Raw genomic sequence first — 20,757 nt, forward strand, 5'->3', positions numbered from 1 at the left:
GAGCCTCATGAGCGATTCCAGAACAGAACCCAGAATTCAGGTGATTGACCGGGCAGCGCAGCTGCTGGATGCCATAGCTCGCTATTCAAAAGCGGTTTCGCTGAAAACGCTCAGCGCCGAAACCGGCCTGGCGCCCTCCACGACCTATCGGATCCTTCAGTCACTGATCAGTAATCGTTTTGTTGAACGGGATGCGAACGGCGATTACCGGTTGGGGCAGCGGTTGCTGCAGCTTAGTAATCGTGCGCATTCGGACATTGATCTGCGCGCGGTGTCCCTGCCTTATATGCAAAAGCTATGTGACCGGTTAGGTGAAACCATCAATCTCACCATTCGCGAAGGGGATGTGGTGATCTATTTCGAAAAAATTACGCCAAATCGCATGATGCACGTTAACCAGATAGTGGGTAGTCGCGCGCCGCTGCACGTGACAGCGGTTGGTAAACTGATGCTGGGCCTGGAAGGGGCAGAGGAAATAGCCAGCTATGCCCAACGCACCAATCTGCCGGCCTACACACGCAACACGCTGTCGTCGATTGAAAGGCTGGAGGCCGCCTGTCTCGCCAGCGTGCGTCAGGGCTACGCTCTGGATAACGAGGAAGCGGAAATCGGTGTTGGCTGTATTGGCGTCTTGCTGCGGGAGACCTCCGGAACGGTGTGCGCTGGCCTGTCCGTGTCGGCGCCCATCGAACGCAGAAAGGATGAGTGGATTCATGAGCTGAAGCAGGCCGGTGAAGCAATTTCGCTACAGTTGGGATACCGGCCGGATTGATCCTCTTCTCATTATCATGGCCGGAACCAAACGTTTTGTGTGATTGAACCGCCCCGGGTTTTGAGTGCGGCATTGGAAGAGCGAAAGCATGGTCTGCAATGCGAGATGTTGAATGCTTCAGGCTGTTTGTGACCAGGCCGTAGCGACGTCCACCTGCCTTGGCACGTCATTAACCCGTGGTAACCGCAATCGAACTGTCTTCTCGAACGACGGCGCCGGGCGTGGGGTCTTGTGTGGCTATTTTGGCATCTGCATTCGCTTCGTCGACTCCTTCAAGAACCAGATCGAAACTCTCTGCCAGGATTGTGGCCTGGGCGCTCGTCATACCGGTGAAGTCAGGAACAACGCGGGCGGCTTCCGCGCCGCTTGGGGCTGGAACGGCAACGATACGAAACTTGATTTTGGCACCCACCGTGCCGGTGAAACCGTAGCTGTTGCGATAGCCGCCATCCACCGGCGCCGCATAGATGCGAGGCCTGGCTGCCACTCTGCGGTTGAGCATTTTTGTGCCGAGCGGGGCGAGGGGAGCTGCACTGGGAGTTGGTTGTGGCGCTGAGTTTCCGATAACCGTCAGGGACAGGGTTAACTCGCCTTCGGTTTCGGGAATCGCATAGAACGTTGGCCTATAGCCCGTCTCGCGCATAATGCGCGTAAGGTCGTCGCCGTTTTCATACAGCGCCAAACACTGTTCCAGGGAGCCAGCATCCAGTGCAGCCTGGGCTTCCGCAACACCCCGGCCTACCGACGCAATCAGATCGCCTAATGGAGCTGCGCCAATATCCTGTGCAAGTTTTTTTAAGTCTGACATGTCAGCTTTCCTTTTGAGGCCCGGTAGCGACCATCAGGCGGATGATTGTCTCGCGCGGAAGATTGCCGCCTGCGGCGGGATTCTGCGTAATAACTGCACCCACGGGTTTACCTGGGACCTCGATCACTTCAACACGGCGGCCGAGCGGGCGTAGGATGCGGGTGGCTGAGGCCGGTGTCAGGCCAACGACGTCAGGCATGGCCTGGCCGCCAGAATCTGAGGCAGACGACTTGGGCCGGACACCGAAGCTGATCTCGCTGGCGGCCTTGGAGTCAACGCGTGACAATTCGGCGGCATCGAACGGCTTGAACCGGTTGCCGCCATCGGCCAGATAGCCTTTCAGCGTGATGCGTGCGTCAGCAAGCTCAACGCCCTCGGCTTCCATTCCACGTAACGAGTTAGCGATTGTGGTGGCCAGGGTACCTATCTGAGGGGCAGCCGCTTCGGCGCCGCGCAGCTCGTCCAGTTCGGCTTTTAAATTATTGCGTTCAGATGTCAGCCCGTTGAACCGGGTGTTCAGGGTGTCCTCACGCGCCTTGTGTTCTCGCAATGCAATTTCGGAGCTGAGCAGTTGAAGTTTCAAGCGAGAAACTTCCTGGGTTGCAACATCGTTCAGAGGGCCGGGTTGTGGCGCTTTGGTTTTTTCAAGCTGGGCCTGCAGGTCAATCAGGTTAACGTCCTTTTGTGCAATCTGGGCAGCAAGTTCATCGCGGTTTTGTTCCAGAGCCACGGTAGTCTGTTTGGCGTCGAGAAACCGCTGCATCAGAACGTCTTTTTCTGCCTTGAGAGTCTGCGATTCGCGCTCGGATTTTGCCAGGCGGTCTATGAGCGGATTGGCCTGGCCGCCGCGCACTGCCTTGCCAAAATCCACAATGAGCGTGGTTCTGCTCACTTCTATTAACGGGTTCTCGGCCAACACTTCGCCCCGGCCGCCCGCAAGGCGAAAATGAGGCATAACGTTCAGGTTCTTCAGCTCGTTTCCATCCATGCTCAGCTTGAAACTGCCGGCCTGGGTCGTTCGTGATTGCGCAACCGTGTCCCAACCGCCTTTCAGTGTCTGCAGTTGTAAACTTACAACCAGATTAGCGGCGGGTTTTCCGTTGGGGTCCAGAAGAGTGCCTGTCCCGACGATGGCTCTGATCATAGATCACGCTTCCTTTTTCAAGCTGATACGCGTTTCAGCGCCCGCCGCGCGCACCAGAATAATGGCGCTTTCGCCGGTCTTTAATGCGCTGGATCCTATACCGATGATGGCTATTCCGGTCTGGTCGGTCTGGGTTTGCTGCTCAGCAAGAAGTGCCAGCCGCCGAGCTGATGTCAGCGTCGTTCCATGCATAGCGCTGCTTGCCTCCGCGTCATACTCCAGCTCCACAGGAGTCTGTGTCAGAATTTCGCCAGCGCTGTTAGATAAGCGCACTTCAACTGAGTTACCGCGCTGGATTGCGGCAATCAGGGTTTGTGGCAAGCCACCGTTGGGTGGCACGGCGACGATTTTACCGCTGATGGTCGAACTGATCGTATTTCGGGATGACGAGGTTCCAGAGGGCTGTAACAGCCATCTTTTTCCGCTACTGCTGCTGTTGTTGGCCTCTACTGTTTCTATTTCAAAGGTGAAGTCCAGCTCGGGAATGCGGTAGCTCGGCAGTGGCCGGCCAAATGAGTCTGCAGGCGGCAGTTCTGCCATTGTCTGTTGTGCTTCGGTCAGGGCGCTGGCCAGCCCGCCCAGAAGGGCCGCTATGGCGTCGGCTGAAATATTGGCTGGGTCAGACATTGTCTGTTCTCGCTCCTTGTGTGCCTCGTCTGTCTAGTCGGGCGGCGTCTCTGCCCGCGTCAGGATCCTGCGGTCTGCGATGGCGCTCGAGTTCACGTGCTTCATCAAAGCGTGCAGTGCGCCGCGAAAGCGCCAGCGCGCGTAATTTGTCAAGATCGCCGGAACCGCCGCGTAGAATATCCAGTCGTTCAGACGCTCGTTCCAGTGCTCCAGGCCTCTCGGGTAAGCGTGGCTCGGGCAGGGCGGTTGTCAGATCACGCAGGTCTGGCGACTCGCGCAAGCGCATCATCCGCTCCAGAGGGTCTGATTCGGCCTGAGTTGCCGGATTTCTCAAATTGCGTAATCCGGTTCTGTCCGCGAGATCTTGAATTGCACGCTGCCCGGTTCGTTGTGGTGGTTCCGAGGCACTTGTCTGGGTTGCTTGCAATACTTGTCTCAACCCGCCCTCACTCAGTTCATCCTGGGGCGAACCGGGAGCGTGTCGCCGATCTCTGGCTGCCGCCCAGGCATCGTCGGCCGCCCGGCGAACCGAGAGGGGGGTGATGGGGAAACGGCTGTCGCCGTTATCCATCGGGCGCCCGGTCAGAGCCGCCATGCGCGCTTCCAGCGCCTCCCGCTGATGCAAAAGCGCTCGCAGGTCCGCCGGCAGCATACCTGCGTTTATTCGCGGCGCTTCGGTCGCTGCATTTGCGCTTCTCGTGCTCAGATTGCGAAGAGAGTTACGGGCCATGGTTTAAGTGACCGCTGGTGGAGTAGAAAGAGCGCGCAGGCGCTCTTCAAGAATTGCCGGTGCCGGCACGGTAACCAGTTTCGTGCGGAGTAGTGATGAACCCTCTGCGCTGTATTGGTACTTGCTGGAATAGCTGGCAGAAACCGTGGACACATTGGCCTTGGCCGAGGCTGAGAAGAATCCCACTTTGCCCGATACGGAGGCGGCGACTTTTGTCGACGATGTCTTATCGGTGTCTTCCTGGCTCATGGTGATTGAGATTTTCACCTCGATCAAGGTGTCGACGAATTGGTAAAAGGTTGGGGTGAAACCCAACTCCAGCAGCGAATAGCTGTCATTCGCCTTGCTGGGGCCAATCTGCACGAGATTGTTGCGCCCCGCATCAAAACCGGTTCCTCTTTCATCGTCTTCTTTTTCGGGGCTGAAGCCCGCCATAAGACGAGCGATTTTCATCGACACTATGTCCAGTTCATACTGCGCTTCGGCAATGGCGAGCCCCATCGACCGAATCATCGCGGGGAAGGGAACGTTGAGCAGGTCCTGTCCGATGGCCATCTGTTGATCCTCCGATCAGGTGTTGTCGTCAGTATCCAGAATTTCTGCCAGACGTGCGCGGCGGGTTTCTTCCTCAATGTCCACGAAACCGCGAATACGTTCTTCAAGAATCGCGGGTGGCGGCACCGGAACCAGTTTGGTGCGAAGCAGGCTCGCCCCCTCGGCGGAGTAGGAATACTTTGATGAGTAGGTCGCATCCACCTGAGTTGTTTGCACCGACGATTTGCCCGCATAACTGCGCGAACGTTTACCCCCGAACAGCCCCATCAGCCCGCCGCCGCGTTTTGAGCGTTTTGATGATGAACTTCTGTCGCGCGATGCCTCGGTGCGGGTGCGTGTGGACTCGTAACTGCGGGTCATCTTGATTGCAATTTTTACTTCGATGATTGTGTCTACAAACTGATAGAACGTGGGGGTAAAGCCCAGTTCCATCATCGACAGGCGGGTAGGCACGCGAATGATTTCGTCCAGCAGTGGTTTGCCGTCAACCTGCGCACTGGCGATTGCAGATTCGCCGTTACTAGCCAGGTCTTTGCTTTGAGTGGCGCTAAGTTGACCCAGTTCGCTGACCAGGTTGAGAACCACCTCTGTCAGTTTGACGGAATCGGCGTCCAGCGCGCCGGTTAAACTATCGTCGAAGATTGCGTAGGCCAGTGCCGCGCGCACGCTCATGTACTCGTAGCCGAAAAAGATGCGGCTGTCGTCGAAGGTCTGGTTGCCTTCATCGTCGAAAACCGATTGCAGGCCACCCATCATTTCGGCGGTTCGCATGCCCGACTGATCAAGTTGGAACTGGCTGTCGGCAATTGCGAAAGCCATGTCCCGGATCATCTCCCCCATGGGAACGTTCAGAAGGTCCTGTCCGATTGACATGTGTCTAATCCTCTTAAGCTGTTACGGATTTGCCGGTTTTGGCAATGTGGGTGTTGCCGCCCGAAGTACCTCTAAAAAACGTTCAGGTGGTGGCAGTGAGACCAGTTTTGCGGCTATGGATGACGCACCCTCAGCCGAGACAGAAAACTTGCGTTCGTAACTGGCGGAAACAGTCGCTGCAGCCATAAAGAAAGGCGTTCCGCCCGAGGCGGAAATTTCGAGGCTGCCGCCATAGCTTGTGCCTTCGCTCATGGTGTAGGAAAGCTTCGCTTCGACTGTGGCTTCTGTGAATGCGTAGAAGGTTGGGGTGAAGCCGAGTGAGAGCAAATTGTAGTTGTTGCCGCCGATCTCGACGTTGGTTTCAGCCATGGTTTTGGCAAGATTGGCCGAGTTTATATCCAGCGCAAACTGCGCACCTGCGATGGCCAGGCCCAGTTTTTCAACAATATCGGGCAGTGGCGCCTGGGTTAGTGCCTTTGTGGTTTTAACGACGCTGCTCATTTGTCTAGCTCATTTTGATAAGCGCGTATTTGCTCCAGAAACTCTGGCGGTGCGGGAATCGACACCAGGCGCGCTGAAATCGCTGAATTTCCGGTGACCTCCTGGTTAAACTGTCGCGAAAAACGGGCATCGATGGAAACCCCCACGGCCGTGGTTCGGTTGGCGCCCTGTTTTTGAGATTTTACGGTGCGTTGGCTGCGGGAGAATTGCGACGTGATCGTGAAATTGCTGCTTTCGGAAATACTGATTTCGCGGTTGTCTTTGGTGAACAGCTGCACCTGAAATGCGTCCTGCGCCCGCGCTACCTGAACCACGTTGCCGGTTGCCCAGGCGCTGAGGTTGGCGGCGGCGTTGATGTCGCGGGCCAGGTTGTTGGCGTAAGAAATGGCCGTTCCGGGGCTGCTCTGATTTGCCGCGCCGCTGAAACCGAATGATGTGCCTTCTACGGTGACGCCGTTGCCGGCTAACACCGATGACAACTCGACGACGTCATAAAGAGACACGTAGGCATTGCCGGGCCCTGTCGGGGTGCCGATATTGTTTGGTGCGATTTCCGCCAGCACGAAATCAGATTTATTGCCGGCTGTTATAAGGTAATAGTCAAGATCCAGAATCGTGTACGAAGTTTTTCGGTAATTTGGGTTATCTTCCAGCCCCGTCGGATCATCCGCGCGGTGCTGGGCTTCGCCGCGACTGAGCGGGTTTGAGTAGGTAACCTGGGTGGTGGGAACTTGGCACTCGTGGACCAAAAATTCCCCAACGCTCTGCGCTCTGGCAATGCCAAGTGCTACGTTACGTGTTTGCGAGCCTTGGCGATCAGTGAACCCCTCCAGTTCAATGCGCAGTCCGGTGTCTTTTAAAATTTGCGCAATCTTGCCCAGTTTAGAGATGTCTTCTGCGCTTAGGATTGAAATTCCGATTCCGAACTTTGCTTCGCCGGCAGCGCATCGGGCGCCCGGATTGATGCGCCCCGTGCCATAACCGGCGGCCTGTAACTGAGACTCAAAATGGGCAACATAAGCTGGTAGATCTGCCTGCGCGGTTGTAACCACCGTCAAGGTACTGTTAACGATGAAATCTGTGTCCTGATTCTCGCGAATACGGAATGCAGCGTTGTCAAAATCCGGACTCAAAAATAAGATCGTTGGCGAGTTAACCAGCACTTTGTCGGTTGGGGTATTCAGGGCCATTGCTGGACGTTCGATCGGGTCGCGTTCTATCAGCGTGTCGATGCCGCTGTCGCCCGCGGTCAGCAGGCGCCGCAGGTCGGCGAGTCTGGCGATGGGATTGTCACCGGCCGGCGTAAAGCTCTGTCCATTGCTCAGAACCAGCGCGCCCTGGCTGTCGGCGCGCATGGTCATTTTTGCGCTTTTGATCTCGGAGCTGTTGCTGCTTTGGTTAATGACCTCCTCCATGTCGAGGCTTCCGCTCTCGCTGTCCTCGCTGCTGTACTCCGCCTTGGCTGAAAACCCGAATTCATCACTGCTGCCGACCTCCATGCGCAGCTGCATGGAGCAGCTGATGTCTGCATATTGGTAGTGGTAAAAAGCGGGTGACAGGCCCAAATCAAGCAGTGATCGCCCACCAAGGTCGTCGCGCCGCGTGGTAAATGCTTCGATCTGTCGAATCGAGTTGTTGTCCAGGTCTACCTGCGCAGCGGCAATGCCCTTTCCGAGTTCTGAAATAAAAGTGGCGACGCTGCTGTCGGCGAGTATCTCGCCCGGGGTCATATCTTTAAGATCCGGCACAGGCGTTCTCCTTCATGAAATGAACTTCACCGGCTTCGGCATCTGCGTGGCGCAGTGCCTCAGGATTTATGATGCTTTTGTTGTGCTGCCGCAGTATTCCGGAAAGCCAGCTCGGGGTGATGGTTAACTGGCGTCGCCGGGCTTCCTGCAGTGCATTGAGAATGGGGCCACCCAGCCCTGCGGCCTCGGCCAGCGCGGCGTCGGCTTCTTGCTGTTGCTCCAGGGTGAACAGTAAAACGATGCGCCTTTGTAACAAGCCGGCTCGCACCCGGCTGCCCAATTCGCCTCCTTTTTCCTGTTGCTCCTCAAGGGCTCGCTCGGTGAGCGCCAAGGCTTGCCGGGCTTCGCCTGCGGCCTCTAACGCGTCCAGAATGCATTCGGTGTAGTGATACAAAAACACCGGATTCGCTCGCTGTTTTAACGCAAGTTGAAGCGCATGACGATAACGTTCCAGCGCGGCAGGGTGATTGCCCTTCAGGCTATGTTGCTTTCCGGCTTCGGCAATTTGTAAGTGGATCATGGCGCGACTTCCTCGAAGCGGATTTGGGCGCCGGCTTTTTCGATACTGTAGGCCAGCCATCGGGCATCCAGGTCTGGCAAATCGGTGCCTACCCGCGCGGGTAGATGCTCTGGCAGGCTCTTGCCTGCTGCCGCCAAAACGTTGGCCAGAGCGTTGCGGTCGGGGGCGTCTTCGACGACCAGGTCACAGCGTTCGAAACCTGAAGCCTCAAGGGTTACCGGCAAACCTGCGGCAACGCACCGGCTGACGGCTGCGGATGCCTCATCAAAAGGCAGGCGTTCAGCAAGAGCCAGAGGAGCATGAGCTTGTAACAGGGGTATTTGATCGGTCGTCACGTCGAACAGTTCTGCTAGAACGGGTGCAGCGAGACAGGAAAGGGGCGGCTTGGAGGCAAGCACCACGTCAAACCGCAGCAAGCCCCGCGGAATCAGGCGCGCGATGCCTTTGGGAATGCGTTGATACAGAGCTTTCGCCTGCTCCGGCGCTAATCCCAGTGGAATCAGTCCTTTTTTGCTGCCGGCCAGTTCACGAATAGCCGGCAGTGAGGCCATGCTCTGGGTTAGATAAAGATCGAAAAGTCCCTCATCTTCACTGGCTATCATCAATTCGATGCCTGGACCAAGCCGCTCCCGCAGGGCTTCGACGGCGGCATGACTAACATTGCCGAGAACCAGCCCGGGCGGTATCGCCAACATCCTGAAAACCTGATCTGGAGCAACCCCGGTTACCCGTGCAATGGTCTCGACGGCATGTGGAATGCGGGCAGAATCTGCAATGTATACAGCCAGCTGAAAAGTCTTTACGGTCTGGGGAACCGTCGCATCGTTTGCAGCACTTGTGACATCAAGCCCGAGTCTGGCGCAATGGCTCAGCAGCTCTTGCAAGTTGTCGGCCGGGATATTGCGAGCAAGTACACTTGGCGCACGGTATATGTCTTGAGAGAGTGATCGCACAGGAACACCAAGGGCAGACGCCATCACCGTTATGCCCGCCATATCAACCTGGCCAGGTGACTGGATAATTAACGCGTAGGTTTCCACATAAGAATCCTCTTGCCAGCGTTCGAAGCGACATAACTTCATGGCAGTCGTCGGACTTTTTTAGAACTGTATATGCGACACTTTCAAATTAGTTTGTTTTTGTTAATTAGCGAGAAAATAGTTGATTTAATTAGAAATTATGTCGTTTCGAGCGACGCGTCTGAAAAGGCGACTGGATTTGATTTGCGGACTGGACGTGTTCCATCAAAGCCAAGATCGACCGTTGCACTTAGCGGACGGATCGCTGTGGCCTAAACTAAAGACGTCGGTAGATATGGAGGAAAGTCTCTGGATCTGGCTGCGAGTAATCTGTTGTCGATGTAACGATGTCCTTGCGCCCATCACCGTCAGCATCAAAAATGACGAATGCCGGATTGAAGTTAGGATATTGGCTCTCCGGCTGCGGCGTGAAATGTCCTTCGCCGTCGTTCAAATAGATCCAGGTTATGAAAGTTTGCCAAGTCGGATCTTCGCTAACGTTATATCCGCGGGCTATAAAATCCAGGTGCCCATCCCCATTTAAGTCGACCAACTGCGCACTCGGGATGTTAGTTTCGAGAGGGCCGAAGGATTGCCCGGGCAATCGCAACTCCGTTTCTTCACTCAGCGTACCGTCGCCCTGGTTGATGAACACCGAGTAGTAGCTGCCAACGAACGCGCCGTAGCGATCAAAAGTAACGAGATCAGTCAGGCCATCGCCCGTTATGTCTCCAGTGAGTATAGTCTCTGGATAACCAACGGGAGGATCAAACTCCGGGAAGAATCGCGGCATAGGTAACGTTTCCGGATCAGCCAGTTCAAAGGCACCGCTTCCGTCATTAATCAGGACGGAGAGGCCATATCCCGGCCCTTCTGTCCGCGGCATATCAAGTGGTCCGCGAAACAAATCCATTAAGCCAGTGCCGGTGAGATCTACAAACTGTGAGAAGAAAGGTCGGCCTATCTGCTGTATTTCGGCCGGAAAGATGTCGCCAGGATTATCGATACTGGCGATTACTTCGAACTTTCCTGACTCGTTTGCGCCCATTAGATAGTTGCTGCCGCCGTAGCCTGCTTCACCTCCTCCGAGGTTAACGACGTAGATTTCCGAAATTCCATCGCCATCAATGTCACCTGCCGTGCTTCCGTGGGAGAAGTCCCGAATCTTCGGCAAATGAGTTTGAGTAGCGTCAAACCATTGCCCGTTGCCATCAGACAGGTACAAACGGTTTTGCTCACCCGGGAAAGGCGTTATTGCTTCGGTGCCGTGATTGTCCAGAAAGAGATCGCTCAGTCCGTCACCATTGAAATCCGAGATAAGTAACCTTCGGTTAAAGATCGCTGATGGTGAACCGCCCGGGAAAAGTTCGTCCGTTATATTGAGTAGCTTACCTTCACGCAGTCCGAAAACCACAAGCGGAGAGGGATCCTGCTGCTGGAGACCGTCGAACGATGCATAGATTATTAGCTCGTCACGGCCGTCGCCGGTTAGATCAGCGACGTAGGCCTGATTCCAGCCCATGGCCTGTCCTCCCGCTGCACGACCGAGCGAGCCACCTTGAACCAGGGTTTGGCCATTGTCGTAGAGTTGGATGGCAGCTGGGCCACTACCTTCACTACCTCCGTCACCACCACAACCTACAAGCAGGATGAGTGTCACTGCTGCACCCAGTGATGTGGAAGTAATGTGTCTTCTATTCATCGTTTTCTCCCAGTTCGCTTGATACCGATAATGCCCCAATTCGGCATTAAACCTTCAGGCTCTTTTTATTGCGATGCAGCAATCAATATTGTATCAGCGTAAAAACAGGTCAACTGTTTGTTACTCGTACTATTTCCGTTGGTTTCTCGTTATCTCTTGTCGCTGAGACCCTTATAAGAAACACTGATTTATTTGTTTTTGAAACTTATTGGTTAGCTGTGTTTCGAAAGTCGGAGCAGCCCTATCGAGACTTGGAGCGCGCTTTGGAATCCCTTTTTTTCGGGCTTTTACGATGTCTGAGTTTGATGCCAAGAGCCGACTTGAAGCGGAGCGCTAGCCGAGGGCGTGTTACCAGCAACGAGGAAACTTCAGGCGTGCGTCTTTCTTATTGCTGTTGCGGAATCACAGACTCCCGTTCAGCGAAAACTCAGATGCTCAGATGCCCGGAGCAAGCTGAGGAAAATAAAATGGCTCCGCATGCTCCGGAATCTCCCATTTCAATGGAGACCGACTGCTGGTCTCGCTTAGCAGGCCGTCATCTTTCAGCTGTTTGATGAGCCGCCTGGCCGTTCGATCCTCTTTGGAACCGGTCATTTCAAGTGCTGTTGAGCGTTCGAGATTGCCCTGTATAAACGCCTGAAAAAGAATCTGAGACGCCTCGGGCTTCAGCCCACCATCAAAACCGTGGATACGGCTGTCATTACGAGCCTGCACGTAGCTCCTGATTCGTTTTTGCATCCCACCAAGGTCCAGCAACTTTGAAATATAGTCGACTTGATCCAGTGCGGTCTCCAGCATAAATTTGCAGAACAGGGCCAACTCCGTTTCGCTGAGATAGCCTCGACCGTCGTGATTACCTTGCCGAGGAAAATCCGCTCGTGCCAGTTTTGACTTATAAGCTTCTGATTGCTTCGCCAGGCCCCGACTCAGACACCAGACTCCGACGCTCTCTAATCCGGCGGCAGCCCACGCGGCGTCTGTCCACAGCCGGATAACACGGCCGTTTCCATCGAGGAAAGGGTGGATCCATAGCAAGCGATGGTGAGCGCATGCCAGTGCAACAAACCGCTTGTCCCCTGGATAGAACTGACCTGCATAATGATCGCAAGTCTGGCCAACCAATTGACTGATGTCTTCAGCAGCAGGAGGTTGATGTCGGCCAACCGTCACGAGCTGTCTTCGAAAAGCACCTGGCTCAACAAAGCTCTCGCCGCCATCCTCTAATTTCATAATGCGTAGAGTTTCTGGCAAATCCTGGTAGAAGCGCTGATGCAATTCGAGAAGAAATTCTGGCGAACAGACTCGGGCCAAGTCAGGCTTTTCATCTTGAATCCAATCCTGCACATCAATATGTGCGACTGATTCCAACTGGTGATCACGGGCGACGGGATCTTGGCTGAAATCTCCGCGCTGGGCTTCACGAATCTGATGTGGGAGTGTTCGATTTCCCTCGATAAGGTTTGAGTAGTATGAGTTGATGACCGCCATATGCTGACGAATGGTTTCGGCGGTCTCATCGGCCAATCTGCCCGTCAGTTTTGCTGCCTCGCGGTTGAGTGTGCTTGCCAGATCAAGAAGACCGTGGCGAAGCATAGAGTCCTCGCGTGGGACGAAAGGTGCCATATCGAGAAATGCCGTCATGTCGAGGCCTTGGTGAATAAAAGAGCCATATTTGATCGAAGAGTGTCCGGTTCGATGTCCGATTCTGACGCTGCTTTCTAAAAATAAAATTCAAGTATATGCAAAGGGTTATAGGTATTATGAGAACAGTCTAGCCTAAATTTATTGTCTTGGCATGTCCGTTTCCATGTCCGCTTTGCCTGACGGCCTTCTAGACCTGCCAAGATGAAACTTGGTAGCTGTTTACTCGGGGCTCCTTACGCCAACATTGACCACGGGCTCTACCCCCATTTGCACCGGTCTTCAGAAGGCGTAATTTGGTTTTATATTATGTGGCTACAGATGTGGTTGATTTTTCAGGGTTAGAAATTAAAAAAGCCCTACGCTCTCACGTAAGGCCTTGAAGAATATGGCGCGCCCGACAGGATTCGAACCTGTGACCCCTGCCTTCGGAGGGCAGTACTCTATCCAGCTGAGCTACGGGCGCATTCGAGTGTGACGGCTATGCGTCAATTTCGAGAGCGCAATCTTACGTGTGCAAGCGAGCACTGTCCAGCCCGGAATCCGTTGCAGGGCTAGCCTGTCCTTGCGGGAAAAAGGTGTTCAGGGGTAATGCTCACCAGTGCACCTTCATTACTGAAAGACACCTCACCATCCTGAATGGTTACCTGATAATTCATGTTGCGTTCTGCCAGTCGGGCAAGTGCTTCAGTGGATTCGTCGGGCAGGCTGATAATGGTGAGATTATTGAAGCGGCTCAGCTTGTTTTGGTGCTTCTCCATCCATACCGGGACAGCTCTGGCGCCGTAGGCGTAAAGGATCACCTGGCGTGAACGGTTACAGGCTTTACGCAAGCGGCTTTCGTCGGGCAGGCCCAGCTCAATCCACAGCTCAATCTCGTCACTCAGGCTTTTTCTCCAGAGCTCCGGTTCATCGTCGGTGCTCAAGCCCTTGGTGAACTCCAGTTCCTCACTGGCGTTAAGTGCAAAAGCCAACAGGCGAATCATCATGCGCTCGTCGTTTTCTGACGGGTGCTGAGCGATCGTGAGCTGATGGTCAGCATAATAGTGCCTGTCCATGTCGGCGATATTGAGCGTGGCTTTAAAAATGGTTGCTTTGAGCGCCATGGCCGTCCTGCAGTGGTATCAAGATGTTGGTTTGCGCTAGTGTAATGCAATTCTCCGGATGATGAGCATGACGGCATGTCGATGTTGCGCGGTTTTCTGATACTGGTTCTGTTTTTTTTGTTTGGCGAAGCTTTGCGGCTGGTGTTTCTGATCCCGGTCAGCGGCGGTGTGCTGGGTATGATTTTGATGACGTTCACACTGATGCTGCGGGGCAGGGTAAGCGATGCCCTGGCTTCGTCCAGCCAGGCGCTGATCTCTGTGCTGGTGTTGCTGATCATGCCGGGTGTGGTAGGGGTATTCTTTATGGCGTCGCAGTTCTCCGGGCAGTGGTTGGCTGTGGGAGCGGCGCTGCTTCTGGGCACTTTTCTGAGTGTTTTGAGCACGCTGATGTTAATGAAAGGCGTGGTTCGTGTGTCTGCGCGGAGCCAGGCGAATGACTGAGCTGGCTGAACGCTTTATCGCTATCCCTGACATTCTCTCTGCCAGCCCGATATTCGCAATCGGGCTGACCCTGAGCGCATTTTTTGCCGGAAACTGGTTATTTGCCCGCATTGGCAGACCCTTGTGGATGCCGCCGGTAGTGCTCTCCGCTGTTATTCTGGCAACTGTGATTGCTGTTCTGTCAGTCGATTATGTGCGTTATCAGGAGGGCGCTCTGTGGATAACCGTGTTGCTCGGCCCAGCTACGGTGGCTTTGGGTATTCCCCTGTATCAGCAGATTCATCATATCCGGGCCATGTGGATCCCGATTGTGGTCACGCTGCCGCTGGCGGCGACAATGGCGGCGGTGTATGCGGTAGTAATCGCCTGGGCGCTGGGTGCTACGCCAGAGGTATTGGCATCGCTGGCGCCCAAGTCTGTGACCGCCCCGATTGCCATAGGCATCACTGAACAGTTGGGTGGGTCTGTGCCGCTGATGATGGGCGGGCTGCTGGTCACCGGTGTGGTTGCGACGCTGTTTGTTGATCTGCTGGCGAAGTGGTTACCCGTTGACGACGAACGCATTCTGGGCTTTGCTCTTGGTCTCAATGGTCATGCTATTGGCACCGCCAGAGCGTTTGAAATCAGTCATACCGCGGGTGCTTTTGCCTCCCTGGGTATGGGGCTGACAGGCGTTTTTACCGCACTTATATTGCCTCTGGTATTTCGTCTTTAACGAAAGATGGCGGCGGCCGATGCACGCCGTCATTCAGTTCACGAATAGCCGCAAGTTGTAATTTCGATTGCCGTACGTAGTTTCCGGGACTAATTTCTACTGCAGACGTTCGGGGCGTCCGTGCCCCGGTGTGCCTTGAAAATTCCTAAAACAACGACGGAAAACGCAATGAAAAAACTACTTGCAGCTATAGTCGGGACCATGGCGCTGGCCACTGCTCCTGTTGCTCTGTCTGCCGAGGCGACAAAAGAGCTCAAGATGGCGTATGACGCCGATCCGGTTACCCTCGATATCCATGAGCAACTCTCCGGGGGCATTCTGCAGTTGTCCCACATGTCGTTTGATCCGCTGGTACGCTGGACGAAAGATCTTGGTTTCGAAGGCCGTCTGGCTGAGAGCTGGGAGCGCGTGGATGATAAAACCATGCGGTTCAAGCTCCGTGAAGGGGTCAAGTTCCATTCTGGTAACGAACTCACCACCAAAGATGTGAAGTTCACATACGACCGTCTGAAAGAAAGCCAGGACTTCAAGGCCATCTTCAAGCCGTTCAGTGGCATCAATATTGTTGATGATTACACCTTTGAACTGGTCACCAGTGAGCCGTTCCCGCTGCTGCTCAATACCGCTACCTACATCTTCCCTCTGGACAGTGAGTTCTATTCCGGCGAGACAGACGATGGCAAGAAGAAGGGCGAGATTCTCAAGCACGGTAACTCGTTTGCTTCTGATAACCTTTCCGGCACTGGCCCCTACAGGGTCACCTCACGTCAACAGGGCGTGCGCATGGAGTTTGAACGCTTTGCGGATTACTGGGATGAAGAGTCCCCGGGTAACGTAAAGAAAATCGTGCTTACTCCGATCAAGGAAAACAATACCCGGGTGTCGGCTCTGCTGTCTGGTGGTGTGGATTTTATTGCCCCGGTACCGCCAACAGATCTTGATCGCATCAAGCGTGACAAGAACTCGGATCTCGTCACCATGAGTGGCACGCGCATTATTCTGTTCCACATGAACCAGGAGCGGGTTGAAGCTTTCAAAAATCCGAAGGTTCGCCAGGCCGTTGCCTATGCCATCAACCAGGAAGGCATAGCCGCCAAAATCATGAAAGGGTTTGCCACGCCTGCGGCTCAGCTATCACCAGCAGGTTACCAGGGCCATAACGAATCCCTGAAGCCACGTTATGATGTAGAGAAAGCTCAGCAACTGATGAAAGAAGCCGGTTATGAGGATGGCTTTACCATCACCATGATGGCGCCGAATAACCGTTATGTGAACGATGACAAGATTGCTCAGGCTGCTGCAGCCATGCTGGCCCGCATCAACATCAAAGTGGATCTCAAAACACTGCCCAAGGCTCAGTACTGGCCCGAGTACGACAACCGCTCGGGAGACATGATGCTGATTGGCTGGCACGCAGATACAGAAGATTCCGCCAACTTCTACGAGTTCCTGACTTTCTGTCCGGAAGCCGACAGCGGCGCTGGCCAGTATAACGCTGGTAATTACTGCAACCCTGAAATCGACGCGCTGGTTGCTGAAGCAAACGTAGAAACTGATGTGGACAAGCGCACAGCCATGCTGCAGGAAGTGGAGCAGCGCCTCTACGACGATGCCGCTTTCGTTCCTTTGCATTGGCAGGATCTGGCCTGGGCCAGCAAGAAGAACGTGAAGATTGAACCGATTCTGAACGTGATGAACTTCCCCTACATGGGCGATCTGGTCGTAGAGTAAGGGGAATCCGCTTCCCCCCTCTCTCCAACCTCTCTCCCGTAAGGGGAGAGAGGCTTTTAAGCCTCCATCATCGGTAAATTTTCATGTTAGCGTTTTTGGTTCAGCGGATATCCCAGGCCGCGTTGGTCATGTTCGTGATCAGTGTGATCGCGTTTGCCATTCAGGATGGCCTTGGCGATCCGCTTCAGGAAATGGTGGGCATGTCCGTTTCCATGGAAGAGCGGGAAGCTCTGCGTGATGAACTCGGGCTGAATGATTCCATGGTGGTTCAGTACCTGAGGTTTGCGGGTAAAGCCGTTCAGGGGGATCTGGGCAACTCGTATTTTTATGGCAAGCCGACTCTGGAAGTCATTGCAGAACACCTGCCTGCTACTCTGGAGCTGGTGATCGGAGCCAGCCTTATAATCATGCTGTTGTCGGTACCTATCGGTGTTTATGCTGCCATCCGGCCGCAGGCCTTGTTGTCCAAGATCTTTATGGGTGTGAGCACCGTTGGGATATCCATCCCGGTATTCCTGACGGCCATCGTACTTATCCAGATATATTCCATTGGTGTGACCATTGACTGGTTTCCTGCAGATACTGGCTGGGGCCAGTGGCTGAACGGCGCGTTAACAACGGAAGGCGGCTTGCCGTCTTACGGCCGCGGCGATGAACTGACGCACCTTTTCGGCACCTGGTATTCCGGCTTTTTCTCGAAAAGCGGGCTGATGCATCTGGTGCTGCCCTGCGTATCGCTGGCTTCCATCATGCTGCCGCTGTTTATACGCCTGATTCGTGCGGAAATGATGGAAGTGCTGCAAAGCGATTATATTCGCTATGCCCGGGCCAAAGGCTTGAGCGCAGTGCGGATCAACTTTCTACACGCTCTCAAGAACACCATGCTGCCGGTTATCACCGTGGGTGGTGTGCAGGTTGGCGTTATGGTGGCCTATACGATTCTCACAGAAACCGTTTTCCAGTGGCCCGGTGTCGGGCTCATGTTCCTGGAGGCCATCACCCGCAGCGATATTCCATTGATTGTTGCCTACCTGATGGTGGTGGGCCTGATTTTTGTGATCACCAACACGCTGGTGGATCTGGTTTACGGGCTGGTGAATCCCACGGTTAAACTGACAGGTAAGAAAGCATGACAACAGCGACTCTTTCCCGCTGGAATCGCTTTCGCGAGTCCTTCTTCTGGTATAGCTTCAAACGCGACAAGGTGGCGATTGCAAGCTTTATCGTTTTGCTCTTGATGGTGTTGGCGGCTGTTTTTGCGCCCTTATTCGCGCCCACGAACCCCTATGACCTGGCGCAGATCGATATCATGAACTCGGAACTGCCGCCGGTGGGTATGCCGGGCGCAGATCCCGCATTCCCTCTGGGCACAGACGCTCAGGGTCGGGACATGCTCTCCACCATTCTCTATGGCACTCGTGTGTCCCTGCTGATTGGTTTTGGTGCGGTTGTGTTGCAGGCAGCGTTGGGTATTCTTTTCGGCCTGCTGGCGGGTTACCTGGGTGGCCGGGTGGACTCCATTCTGATGCGGATTGCCGATGTGCAGCTTTCCTTCTCCACTTTGATGGTGGCGATTATTGTGGGTGCTGTTTTCAAGGCCAGTTTTGGTAATCTCATGTTTGGTGAAATTGCCATTTACATGTTGATTTTTATCATCGGTGTAGCCGAGTGGCCGCAGATTGCCCGCACCGTGCGTGCGTCGGTGCTGGCGGAGAAAAAGAAAGAGTACGTGGACGCGGCAAAGGTAATGGGCTTTCGCACCAACCGCATCATGTTCCGGCACATTCTTCCCAATACCCTGTCGCCGATTTTTGTTATTGCCACCGTACAGATCGCCAACGCGATTATTTCCGAGGCGGCCCTGTCGTTCCTTGGGCTAGGCATGCCGGAGACCCAGCCGTCTCTGGGCTCGTTGATCAAATCCGGCTTTGATTACATTCAAAGCGGTTCCTGGTGGATTACGCTGATTCCCGGCCTGGTGCTGGTCGTGCTCGTGCTTGTTATCAACCTGTTGGGTGACTGGTTACGGGATGTTATGAACCCACGGCTGTACAAGGGCTAGATATGAAAAGCGACATACCATTACTGGAAGTAAAAGATCTGGATGTGCGGTTTGCGGTTCGCGGCGGCGATCTCACAGCCCTTCGTGGTATAAGTTTCAGCCTCGACAAAGGTGAGCGGCTCGGCCTGGTGGGGGAGTCCGGTGCCGGCAAATCCGTAGCGGCTTTCTCCATTCTTAACCTGATTGCCCGGCCGGGGTACATCGCAGGTGGGCAGATTTTGTTTGAAGGGAAAGATCTGGCGGCCATGAGTGAGCGGGAGCTGCGAAAAATTCGAGGTAACCGCATCGCCATGATTTTTCAGGACCCCATGATGACGCTCAACCCGGTGCTGAGTATTGGCACCCAGATGGTTGAGGCCATCAAGGCGCATCGTCGGATCAGCACAAAGGCGGCGCGAGATATTGCCTTGAGCAAACTGCAAAAGGTTCAGATTCCCTCGCCGGAAAAACGGCTCGACCAGTATCCGCACGAGTTATCGGGCGGTATGCGTCAGCGGGTGATTATAGCCATTGCTTTGCTGCTGGATCCGGAAATCATCGTTGCCGATGAGCCCACTACCGCACTGGATGTGACCATACAGGCGGAGATTATGGCGCTGCTGCTGGATCTGTGCGAGCAGGAAAATGTCGCGCTGATGCTGATTACTCACGATCTGGGCGTTGTCTCCCAGGTTACTCAGCGCATGCTGGTGATGTACTCCGGTCGTATTATCGAGCAAGGGCCCACGCGCGAGATCATTAACGACGCTCAGCACCCGTATACGCAAGGGCTGATTAATGCGTTGCCGCAAATGGGCGAGCCGGGTGCGCGGCTGTTCCAGATTCCCGGCTCCATGCCGTCCCTGAAAAACGTACCCACCGGCTGCCCTTTCCACCCGCGTTGTGATTTCGCCACCGATCAGTGCCGGCAAACCATGCCGGAGTATGTGCGCTCCGGGAACGTGGATGTGGCGTGTTATGAGGTCAGTAATCTGATTGAGCAGGAGAAAAACATGCAGGAGGCGGGATCATGACCTCCCCCCTGGTAGACATTCGTGGGTTGGAAAAGCGGTTTGATTTGTCTGGCAGTCTGCTGGAGCAGATTACCTTCAAAAACGGTCGGTTCCAGCGAAAGCAGGAAGCTGTTCATGCCATCAACGGTGTGGATCTGCAGGTGTACAAAGGTGAGGCATTGTGCGTGGTGGGCGAATCCGGCTGCGGAAAGTCCACGGTTGCCCGCACTGTTATGGGGCTGTTGTCCCCCAGTGCAGGCGAAGTGCACTATGATGGCCAGCGTATTGATAATCTGAAAGGCGGGGCTGTACTGCCTTACCGCCGCAAAATGCAGATGATCTTTCAGAACCCATATGCCTCTCTGAACCCGCGTATGACGATTCAGCAGACACTGGAGGAGCCAATTCATTTTCATCGCCCGGAGTTATCCGCCAGCGAGGTGCGTGGAAAGGTTCAGGAAGTGATGGAATCCGTGGGGATAGACCCGGATTGGGGCAGCCGGTTTGGCCACGAGTTCTCCGGTGGTCAGCGCCAGCGCATTGCCATTGCCCGCGCTCTCGCGGTAGACCCGGAGTTTATTGTGGCCGATGAGCCGATCTCGGCACTGGATGTATCCATTCAGGCGCAGGTGCTGAACCTGCTGATGGAGGCACAGGAAACACGAAACCTTACCTACCTGTTTATCACCCATGATCTGGCGGTGGTCGAGCATTTCGGTACCCGGGTGGCGGTGATGTATCTGGGGCGGGTGTGTGAGCTGGCGGATACCAAAACCCTGTTTGCCGAGCCTCGTCATCCTTATACCCAGGCGTTGCTTTCTGCGATCCCCAAACTGGAAGACGACCGGCCCAATTACATTCGCCTGCAGGGGGAGGTGCCAACCCCGGTAAACCTGCCTTCCGGCTGTGTATTCCATGGCCGTTGCCCCTATGCCAACGAGCGCTGTCGCCAGGAAATACCCCGGCTGATCGCCACCGATGGTGGCGCGCAGGTTGCTTGCCATGCGGTGGAAGAAGGGCGGTTGTAAGACGCTGGCTATAGGCTATGATGCGCGCAGTTGAGTAGCCTT

21 protein-coding genes and 1 tRNA gene are annotated in these 20,757 nt (G+C 54.8%); 8 read left to right on the top strand and 14 right to left on the bottom strand.

Features of this window, described 5'->3' with window-relative positions; genetic code table 11:
- The first annotated feature begins 7 nt into the window (after positions 1–7).
- Positions 8–772 carry an IclR family transcriptional regulator gene (locus ACN0RL_RS16775; protein WP_417518892.1) on the top strand — a complete coding sequence of 255 codons (765 nt, stop codon included), beginning with the start codon at positions 8–10 and terminating at the stop codon, positions 770–772.
- 169 nt (positions 773–941) lie between these two features.
- Here the strand turns inward: ACN0RL_RS16775 and ACN0RL_RS16780 are convergent, their stop codons facing one another.
- The 14 genes from ACN0RL_RS16780 to ACN0RL_RS16845 all read right to left on the bottom strand — a co-directional run bounded on the left by ACN0RL_RS16780 (position 942) and on the right by ACN0RL_RS16845 (position 13,746).
- Positions 942–1,580: a PASTA domain-containing protein gene (locus ACN0RL_RS16780; RefSeq protein WP_417518894.1), complete on the bottom strand. Its 639-nt coding sequence runs from the start codon at positions 1,578–1,580 to the stop codon at positions 942–944.
- 1 nt (position 1,581) lies between these two features.
- Entirely contained in the window at positions 1,582–2,724 is a 1,143-nt protein-coding gene (locus ACN0RL_RS16785) for a PASTA domain-containing protein (protein WP_417518896.1), read from the bottom strand.
- 3 nt (positions 2,725–2,727) lie between these two features.
- The gene (locus ACN0RL_RS16790; RefSeq protein WP_417518898.1) at positions 2,728–3,351 is read right to left on the bottom strand and encodes a hypothetical protein; all 624 of its coding nucleotides are present in this window, start codon (positions 3,349–3,351) and stop codon (positions 2,728–2,730) included.
- Complete coding sequence (locus ACN0RL_RS16795) at positions 3,344–4,081, bottom strand: hypothetical protein (RefSeq protein ID WP_417518900.1); 738 nt, start codon at positions 4,079–4,081, stop codon at positions 3,344–3,346. The genes ACN0RL_RS16790 and ACN0RL_RS16795 overlap by 8 nt, the downstream gene beginning before the upstream one ends.
- 3 nt (positions 4,082–4,084) lie before the next feature.
- Complete coding sequence (locus ACN0RL_RS16800) at positions 4,085–4,636, bottom strand: hypothetical protein (protein WP_417518902.1); 552 nt, start codon at positions 4,634–4,636, stop codon at positions 4,085–4,087.
- A 15-nt stretch (positions 4,637–4,651) separates the two neighbouring features.
- Positions 4,652–5,509 carry a hypothetical protein gene (locus ACN0RL_RS16805; protein WP_417518904.1) on the bottom strand — a complete coding sequence of 286 codons (858 nt, stop codon included), beginning with the start codon at positions 5,507–5,509 and terminating at the stop codon, positions 4,652–4,654.
- 21 nt (positions 5,510–5,530) lie between these two features.
- On the bottom strand, positions 5,531–6,010 hold the full coding sequence (locus ACN0RL_RS16810) for a hypothetical protein (RefSeq protein WP_417518906.1): 480 nt from the start codon (positions 6,008–6,010) through the stop codon (positions 5,531–5,533).
- Positions 6,007–7,758, bottom strand: a complete 1,752-nt coding sequence (locus ACN0RL_RS16815; RefSeq protein WP_417518908.1) for an OmpA family protein — start codon at positions 7,756–7,758, stop codon at positions 6,007–6,009. The genes ACN0RL_RS16810 and ACN0RL_RS16815 overlap by 4 nt, the downstream gene beginning before the upstream one ends.
- On the bottom strand, positions 7,745–8,278 hold the full coding sequence (locus ACN0RL_RS16820) for a hypothetical protein (protein WP_417518910.1): 534 nt from the start codon (positions 8,276–8,278) through the stop codon (positions 7,745–7,747). Before ACN0RL_RS16820 ends, ACN0RL_RS16815 begins: the two co-directional genes overlap by 14 nt.
- A complete protein-coding gene (locus tag ACN0RL_RS16825) occupies positions 8,275–9,318 on the bottom strand; it encodes a hypothetical protein (RefSeq protein WP_417518912.1) in 1,044 nt (347 codons plus the stop codon). The genes ACN0RL_RS16820 and ACN0RL_RS16825 overlap by 4 nt, the downstream gene beginning before the upstream one ends.
- Positions 9,319–9,574: 256 nt before the next feature.
- Positions 9,575–10,999 carry an FG-GAP repeat domain-containing protein gene (locus ACN0RL_RS16830; protein ID WP_417518914.1) on the bottom strand — a complete coding sequence of 475 codons (1,425 nt, stop codon included), beginning with the start codon at positions 10,997–10,999 and terminating at the stop codon, positions 9,575–9,577.
- Positions 11,000–11,434: 435 nt separating this feature from the next.
- Positions 11,435–12,640, bottom strand: a complete 1,206-nt coding sequence (locus ACN0RL_RS16835; RefSeq protein WP_417518916.1) for a Fic family protein — start codon at positions 12,638–12,640, stop codon at positions 11,435–11,437.
- Between the two features lie 389 nt (positions 12,641–13,029).
- Positions 13,030–13,106: transfer RNA gene (locus ACN0RL_RS16840), tRNA-Arg, on the bottom strand.
- Between the two features lie 88 nt (positions 13,107–13,194).
- Positions 13,195–13,746: a YaeQ family protein gene (locus tag ACN0RL_RS16845; protein WP_417518918.1), complete on the bottom strand. Its 552-nt coding sequence runs from the start codon at positions 13,744–13,746 to the stop codon at positions 13,195–13,197.
- A gap of 75 nt (positions 13,747–13,821) precedes the next feature.
- On the opposite strand from ACN0RL_RS16845, the gene ACN0RL_RS16850 reads away from it, so the two are divergent.
- The 7 genes from ACN0RL_RS16850 (at position 13,822) to ACN0RL_RS16880 (ending at position 20,715) form a co-directional block, all read left to right on the top strand.
- Complete coding sequence (locus ACN0RL_RS16850) at positions 13,822–14,187, top strand: CidA/LrgA family protein (protein WP_417518920.1); 366 nt, start codon at positions 13,822–13,824, stop codon at positions 14,185–14,187.
- A complete protein-coding gene (locus ACN0RL_RS16855) occupies positions 14,180–14,902 on the top strand; it encodes an LrgB family protein (protein ID WP_417518922.1) in 723 nt (240 codons plus the stop codon). The genes ACN0RL_RS16850 and ACN0RL_RS16855 overlap by 8 nt, the downstream gene beginning before the upstream one ends.
- A gap of 168 nt (positions 14,903–15,070) precedes the next feature.
- Positions 15,071–16,633: an ABC transporter substrate-binding protein gene (locus ACN0RL_RS16860; protein ID WP_417518924.1), complete on the top strand. Its 1,563-nt coding sequence runs from the start codon at positions 15,071–15,073 to the stop codon at positions 16,631–16,633.
- An 83-nt stretch (positions 16,634–16,716) separates the two neighbouring features.
- Positions 16,717–17,766, top strand: a complete 1,050-nt coding sequence (locus ACN0RL_RS16865) for an ABC transporter permease (protein WP_417518926.1) — start codon at positions 16,717–16,719, stop codon at positions 17,764–17,766.
- The gene (locus ACN0RL_RS16870) at positions 17,763–18,695 is read left to right on the top strand and encodes an ABC transporter permease (RefSeq protein WP_417518928.1); all 933 of its coding nucleotides are present in this window, start codon (positions 17,763–17,765) and stop codon (positions 18,693–18,695) included. The genes ACN0RL_RS16865 and ACN0RL_RS16870 overlap by 4 nt, the downstream gene beginning before the upstream one ends.
- 14 nt (positions 18,696–18,709) lie before the next feature.
- The gene (locus ACN0RL_RS16875; RefSeq protein WP_417518946.1) at positions 18,710–19,708 is read left to right on the top strand and encodes an ABC transporter ATP-binding protein; all 999 of its coding nucleotides are present in this window, start codon (positions 18,710–18,712) and stop codon (positions 19,706–19,708) included.
- Positions 19,705–20,715, top strand: a complete 1,011-nt coding sequence (locus ACN0RL_RS16880) for an ABC transporter ATP-binding protein (RefSeq protein ID WP_417518930.1) — start codon at positions 19,705–19,707, stop codon at positions 20,713–20,715. Before ACN0RL_RS16875 ends, ACN0RL_RS16880 begins: the two co-directional genes overlap by 4 nt.
- Positions 20,716–20,757 lie beyond the last annotated feature (42 nt).

It is taken from the genome of Marinobacter sp., from assembly GCF_048259445.1.
Lineage (GTDB): Bacteria > Pseudomonadota > Gammaproteobacteria > Pseudomonadales > Oleiphilaceae > Marinobacter.